Origin of the sequence: Dolichospermum sp. UHCC 0352, from assembly GCF_009711925.1 — a bacterium.
GTDB classification, from domain to species: Bacteria; Cyanobacteriota; Cyanobacteriia; order Cyanobacteriales; family Nostocaceae; genus Dolichospermum; species Dolichospermum lemmermannii.
Map to the genome: position 1 here is coordinate 1 of NZ_VIKY01000065.1, position 6,109 is coordinate 6,109.

A 6,109-nucleotide genomic window follows, 5' to 3' on the forward strand; every position below is an offset into this window, starting at 1 on the left:
GTCAATTGTTATTTGTAACAAGGGCTTTGGCGGCTTTGTTGATGTTTTATTAGACAGCGCAGAATACACCCAAAACTTTGGTGATAATACCGTACCTTACCAACGCAAGCGGTTTGTAGATCGTCCTTTTAACTTGGTAACTCCTCGTTACGGTGCCGACTTCCAAGAAACAGCCGGTACAGTCAAAACCGACTGGCGCTTTACCTTGGAAAACTTCTACACTGCTAAGGCAAAAGCAAAGCGTTTAAAAGAAGGCGATCCTGCTAAATTTGCAGATATGGCTGCTTCTGTATCTGGTAAAGGTAACTATGCTCAAAAGTTATCTTCTTTTGACATTGATTACCTCAATGCTGTTCCTTACCGTGGTAAACGCTAGTAGCGCAAGGCGGAATTAAAAATTAATTATTAAAAATTAAAAAAGCTGGTAATATCTGCTTTTAGTTATTTTTAATAGTTAGTTAATTTCCGCTGTTGTGTACTAAGTCTACCAAAAAAATTTCAATTTATAGGGTGCGTTAGGAAGATAATTCTTGACGCACTCTCAATTTTTTGCCCTGCTTCCCATAGTTTTTGCAAACAGGAATTTTTTTGCCTTTAAAGGTGTATCTTGAGGTAGAATCTCCTATAACTCAATTAACTTGAAGTCCCAAATTTTTAAAACTGCGATCGCTATTTCTGGATCTATACCATCATAAGCCTCCCATTCAGACTGGGGATCTTTAGGATGCCCTTCACCTACGTAACCTGCAATTTTAATGATGGGAATATTCACTAAGTAATCACGTTCCATACCTTTAGGGAGAGCTAATTTAATTCTGCGACCCACAAACTTAGATGCACTAGATTCAGCTACAGATTCCCGAACTAAACAAATATCACCAGCAGTCCCCCAAGTAGTTTGGTAAATGTGGAGAAACGATATATAACTTTCTGGTTTGATGGATCTTTTGAGAACTTGCATTATCTAATCCTTATCCTTGTTTTCGACAATTTTATGTAAACTCTACCTGCTATATTCCAATTTCCTGCTTTTGACAGAATAAAACAAGGGGTTTGCACCCCTTGAGAGAGTTTAAAAAGTGAACCGTATTAGTGATCTACGCAGGTGTAAACTGCAAAGATACACCGTTCATACAGTAACGGAGACCAGTTGGTTTTGGTCCATCATTAAAAACATGGCCTAAGTGTCCACCACAATTACTACAATGGACTTCAGTTCGGGTCATGAAAAATGTTCTATCTGTAGTAGTAGCGATCGCCCCCTCTATGGGTTTAAAAAAGCTTGGCCAGCCAGTACCACTATTAAACTTAGTATCAGCAGTAAACAAAGCTTGTCCACACCCAGCGCAGACATAAGTACCAGGTTCATATTGCTTATCGAGAGAACTGGTATGGGAGGGTTCTGTACCATGTTTCCGCAATACCCGAAACTGTTCTGGTGTGAGGATACTCTTCCATTCTTCCTCTGTTTTTGTCACTGTAAACTCTGGATTAGAAAGTGCCATAGATTCTGAACTCCAATTGATATAACGGGAAAAAAAGGCTGTACCGATTAAAACTGTACTGATTTGCAAAAAATGGCGTTTGTTCATTATTCTATTATTTGCTATTTTTTGCTTCCATGACCAAGAAACTCCCATAAATTTCTAAATCCTCCAGGAGAAATTGATGAAAATCACCTAAAAACGTCTTGCTTAGTGAAAAAGAATATGTAATACTAATTACCACGATGAGTTTCTCCAAACAGGTTTTTATTAATATTTGATAATTAAATGTCCAAATTGTACCTGTTCCATCAAAAATAATCAGTTATTCTTTAGTTGATCTTTACAACTACAAAACTAATGTGCCAACTGCTAGGAATGAATTGCAACGTACCGACAGACATTTGCTTTTCCTTTGAAGGTTTTTCTGCCAGGGGAGGAAAAACAGATGAACATAGCGACGGTTGGGGAATTGCTTTTTTTGAAGGCAAAGGATGTCGAATTTTTCTAGACGCTGAAGCCTCTATCGCGTCACCAATTGCCGATTTTATCCGTCAGTATCCCATTCATTCTACTCATGTAATTGCCCATATCCGCAAAGCTACTCAAGGCAAAATAGCCTTGGAAAACTGTCATCCTTTCCGTCGGGAACTTTGGGGTAGATATTGGGTATTTGCTCATAATGGTAACTTACCAGACTTTAACCCGGAAAATAATGGTATTTTTCAACCTGTGGGGACTACGGACAGCGAAAAAGCATTTTGCTTAATTCTCAATACTTTGCGATCGCATTTTCCTCAAGAACAACCACCGCTAAAGGAACTTTATCAGACATTACATGAAATTACCAAAGAAATAGCAGCCTTTGGATCTTTTAACTACATATTATCAGATGGTGAGCATTTTTTTACCTATTGCTCAACTAAACTTTGCTACATTATTAGACAAGCGCCTTTTGCTGCGGCTCATTTAATTGATGAAGAGATGACTGTAGATTTTAGTGAATTGACTACATCTAAAGATCGCGTTGCTGTCATTGTTACCACACCCCTAACCGATAACGAAGTTTGGACACAAATACAACCCGGAGAATTACTCATATTTCAGGATGGGTTACCCCTAAAATTTGCCTAATTCCTGACAACTATTTTATTAATAAGACAAAGCAAAATTCTGGAGCTATTCATTTCTAGAACTTGTTAGTAAATGCTTATTTAATATTGTAAATATCTGCTTCTTTTGATAGGTTTATTAATAAAATCAGTTGCCCCAAATACCTTAGAGGTTGTTTGAAAAGTATTATATGAAACCCATAATCTCCAAAAACCTAACCCCCCTTCCCCCCTTCCCTACAAGGGAATGGGGGTTTTAAAGCCTCTCCCCTGGTAGGGGAGAGGTTTGGAGAGGGGTCTGTTTACACATTAAAAACTTTTAAAACATCCTCTTAGCCCGAACTCGATCAAAAGCTCCATCACTACTAGTTAATATAATAATTGGCACTTGGGAAAAAACAGAAGTCCGTCGTAATTGTTATTAAATCACGGTTTCAAAAATCCTGCATCGCTACAAAAACTTTGTCTACACCGTGACCCAAGAATATATTACAATCAACCAAGAATTGCTATATTTAGCGTCTTCCCCGTTGAATTTTATCAAAAATCGCACCATCTGCAAAGAATTTCTTCTGGACACCACTCCAACCGCCAAGATCAGCTACAGTGTAGAGTCGGGCAATATAGGGGAATTTATTTTTTACTTCTTTAGATACAGTTGAGTCAACTGGACGAAAACCAACTTTAGCAAATTCACGTTGTGCTTCTGGAGTGAAAAGGAACTTGACAAAAGCTTCAGAAACCTCACGATTTCCATGCTTATCAACATTTTTATCCACAACTGCAACAGGTCCCTCTATCGAAATATTTACTGGAGGAATTATGTAAGAAGTATCTGTTTTGCCTTGCTGTGCAGCTAAAATGACTTCGTTTTCATAGTTTATTAATACATCACCCTGACCTTTTTTGTAAAAAGCATCACTTGATTCTCTGGCATCTTTGGGTAATACAACTACATTTTTAAACACATCTGTTACAAACTTTAACGCCTGGGCATCATTTCCGCCATTCTTAACTACTGAACCCCATAAAGCGAGAAAATTCCATTTAGCTCCACCTGATGTCTTAGGGTTTGCAGTAACAAGTTTTACATCAGGTCTTACTAAATCAGTCCAAGTCTTGATCTTTTTCGGATTACCAGCGCGAGTTTCTAGGGCAACTACTGAACGGGTAACAATTGCATTATTCGGAGCTTCTTTTTCCCAACCTGGTTTAATTAAACCGGCTTGTTCAATTTTTGTAATATCTCCAGCCAATGCTAATGCTACCACATCTGCACCTAAACCGTCAATGACAGCGCGAGTTTGCGAGCCAGAACCACCGTAGCTTTCTTTAATTTCAACATCTTGACCTTTTTCTCTTTTCCATTTCGCCACAAAATTGGGAATAATTTTTGAGTAAGCCGCTTTGGTGACTGCGTAAGTAACTAAGGTAAGTTCAACTTTTTTACCGCTTTGACTAATTAGTTGCGTTTTCTGGGCTGTACCTGCAAATACAGGCAAAATAGTGCTTATACTTAAACCTGTTGCTAAGAATAAAGCAGGAAAAAACGGCTTTGTCATGGGAACAAATTTTGCGGTGTTGGAAGAATTATCTGTCATGGGATGTCCTAAAATTGGCTTAAATCTAATCTACGGTAACTCTGTAAAGATAACGTATTTAACCTCTAGAGAAAGAGCTTACCAGATGTCATAAATAAAATCAATAGTTTTTGCACTTAAAAACAACTATTTTCCTATCGGGTATTGTATGTATTAAATATTGCGAATATGTTTTTTCAGCTTTTAATGCCTATAAAGTTTATATGGCAAATCTTTTAACAAATTAAATTCTATATTTATTTTTAAATCCTTGTTTAGATAAAGTATTAAAAATTGAGAATTAGTTAAGTAATTTCCTGAAAACCTCCATAAAGATAATTAAAAATTGATACTTATCATTGAAAGGCATTGTAATTTTTCTTGAAACTGGTAAAATCACCATATTCCCTATCGTCAATATGCAGTTTTTACTAGTTTTGATAACCGGATACCTGCAATAATGGTATTTTCATTAATTAACCGTAGTCTCACAGAAGGACAAAAGATGAATTTGTGGCAACAATTACGAAAACGACTACAACTGAGGTTTAGTCCAAATTCGCTCAAAGGCTTTGTATCACTTTTCTTAGTAGGGACAGTATTGAGTGTATCTCTTGCTGCTTGCACTGGAACAAACAACAGTAGTTCCCCGAATGCAACTACTGATACGAGTAAAAAACAGAATGTAGAATTAACCCTTGTATCCTTTGCTGTTACTAAAGCTGCTCACGCTACTATTATTCCCAAATTTGTGGAAAAATGGCAAAAGGAACATAACCAAACTGTAGTATTTAAACAGAGCTATGGTGGTTCCGGTTCGCAAACTCGTGCGGTGGTTGATGGTTTAGAAGCAGATATTGTTCATCTAGCCCTGGCTTTAGATACGCAAAAAATTGAAAAAGCGGGATTAATTCAACCTGGGTGGGAGAAAGAATTTCCTAATAATGGTATTGTTTCTAAGTCTGTTGCAGCTTTAGTCACTCGTGAAGGCAACCCCAAAGGGATTAAGAATTGGGCTGATTTAGCCAAAGATAATGTTAAACTAATTACCGCAGATCCCAAAACTTCTGGGGTAGCGCGGTGGAATTTTCTCGCCCTTTGGAATTCAGTCATTAAAACTGGTGGAGATGAAACTAAAGCTATTGATTTTGTGACCAAAGTTTATAAAAATGTCCCTGTATTAACCAAAGATGCCCGTGAAGCTACAGACGCATTTTTTAAACAAGGTCAAGGTGATGCTTTGATTAACTATGAAAATGAAATTGTTTTGGCAAAAGACAAGGGTGAAAAAACAAATTACATTCTTCCTGATATAAATATCTCCATTGATAATCCTATTGCTGTTGTGGATAAAAATGTTGATAAACATGGTAATCGTGAAGTAGCAGAAGCTTTTGTTAAATATTTGTTTACCCCCGAAGCACAACGGGAATTTGCTAAAGTAGGATTTCGTCCTGTAGATGAAACAGTAGCTAAGATTAAAGAATTTGCTGACAAATATCCCCAAATAAAAACTTTAGGTACAGTTCAAGAATTAGGTGGTTGGGATGCTGTTCAGAAAAAGTTCTTTAATGATGGGGCAATTTTTGACCAAATTCAAGCTAAAAATAAACGGTAATTGGTAATTGGTGATTGGTAATTGGTAATTGGTGATTGGTGATTGGTAATTGGTGATTGGTGATTGGTGATTGGTGATTGGTGATTGGTGATTGGTAATTGGTAATTGGTAATTGACAACTAACAACTAACAACTAACAACTGTACGGGCGAAGCATTTGGAGAACTATTTTTGGCAATGACCGATAATTTATCTTCCAAATGCTTCGCCCCTACTAACAACCTGTCTCTTATACACATCTAGATGTGTATAAGAGACAGCACTATACCTTGACAATTAAACGGCGGTTGCTCTACTTGGTGAGACCCCACCTCT

At 37.2% G+C, this 6,109-nt stretch carries 7 protein-coding genes; 3 read left to right on the forward strand and 4 right to left on the reverse strand.

Annotation, left to right across the window (positions count from 1 at the left end):
* Positions 1–376: phycobilisome rod-core linker polypeptide (locus FJR06_RS04555; RefSeq protein ID WP_174783422.1), on the forward strand; the 376-nt coding region annotated here is incomplete at its 5' end.
* Between the two features lie 246 nt (positions 377–622).
* Here FJR06_RS04555 and FJR06_RS04560 read toward each other — a convergent pair.
* Positions 623–961 carry a hypothetical protein gene (locus FJR06_RS04560; protein ID WP_015079025.1) on the reverse strand — a complete coding sequence of 113 codons (339 nt, stop codon included), beginning with the start codon at positions 959–961 and terminating at the stop codon, positions 623–625.
* 136 nt (positions 962–1,097) lie between these two features.
* A complete protein-coding gene (gene msrB, locus FJR06_RS04565; RefSeq protein ID WP_015079026.1) occupies positions 1,098–1,592 on the reverse strand; it encodes a peptide-methionine (R)-S-oxide reductase MsrB in 495 nt (164 codons plus the stop codon).
* A 252-nt stretch (positions 1,593–1,844) separates the two neighbouring features.
* On the opposite strand from msrB, the gene FJR06_RS04570 reads away from it, so the two are divergent.
* Positions 1,845–2,618 carry a class II glutamine amidotransferase gene (locus FJR06_RS04570; protein ID WP_015079027.1) on the forward strand — a complete coding sequence of 258 codons (774 nt, stop codon included), beginning with the start codon at positions 1,845–1,847 and terminating at the stop codon, positions 2,616–2,618.
* A gap of 493 nt (positions 2,619–3,111) precedes the next feature.
* On the opposite strand, the gene FJR06_RS04575 is transcribed toward FJR06_RS04570, so the two are convergent.
* Positions 3,112–4,197: a sulfate ABC transporter substrate-binding protein gene (locus FJR06_RS04575; RefSeq protein WP_174783423.1), complete on the reverse strand. Its 1,086-nt coding sequence runs from the start codon at positions 4,195–4,197 to the stop codon at positions 3,112–3,114.
* A gap of 484 nt (positions 4,198–4,681) precedes the next feature.
* Between FJR06_RS04575 and FJR06_RS04580 the strand changes: the two genes are divergently transcribed.
* Positions 4,682–5,794 carry a sulfate ABC transporter substrate-binding protein gene (locus FJR06_RS04580; protein WP_168650923.1) on the forward strand — a complete coding sequence of 371 codons (1,113 nt, stop codon included), beginning with the start codon at positions 4,682–4,684 and terminating at the stop codon, positions 5,792–5,794.
* Here FJR06_RS04580 and FJR06_RS04585 read toward each other — a convergent pair.
* Complete coding sequence (locus FJR06_RS04585; protein WP_168650918.1) at positions 5,778–5,927, reverse strand: hypothetical protein; 150 nt, start codon at positions 5,925–5,927, stop codon at positions 5,778–5,780. The genes FJR06_RS04580 and FJR06_RS04585 overlap by 17 nt on opposite strands.
* Positions 5,928–6,109 lie beyond the last annotated feature (182 nt).

What these genes read in the sequence shown, in the direction of transcription:
- FJR06_RS04560 (WP_015079025.1), bottom strand. Translation starts at nt 961, where the DNA reads ATGCAAGTTCTCAAAAGATCCATCAAACCAGAAAGTTATATATCGTTT.
- msrB (WP_015079026.1), bottom strand. Translation starts at nt 1,592, where the DNA reads ATGAACAAACGCCATTTTTTGCAAATCAGTACAGTTTTAATCGGTACA.
- FJR06_RS04570 (WP_015079027.1), top strand. Translation starts at nt 1,845, where the DNA reads ATGTGCCAACTGCTAGGAATGAATTGCAACGTACCGACAGACATTTGC.
- FJR06_RS04575 (WP_174783423.1), bottom strand. Translation starts at nt 4,197, where the DNA reads ATGACAGATAATTCTTCCAACACCGCAAAATTTGTTCCCATGACAAAG.
- FJR06_RS04580 (WP_168650923.1), top strand. Translation starts at nt 4,682, where the DNA reads ATGAATTTGTGGCAACAATTACGAAAACGACTACAACTGAGGTTTAGT.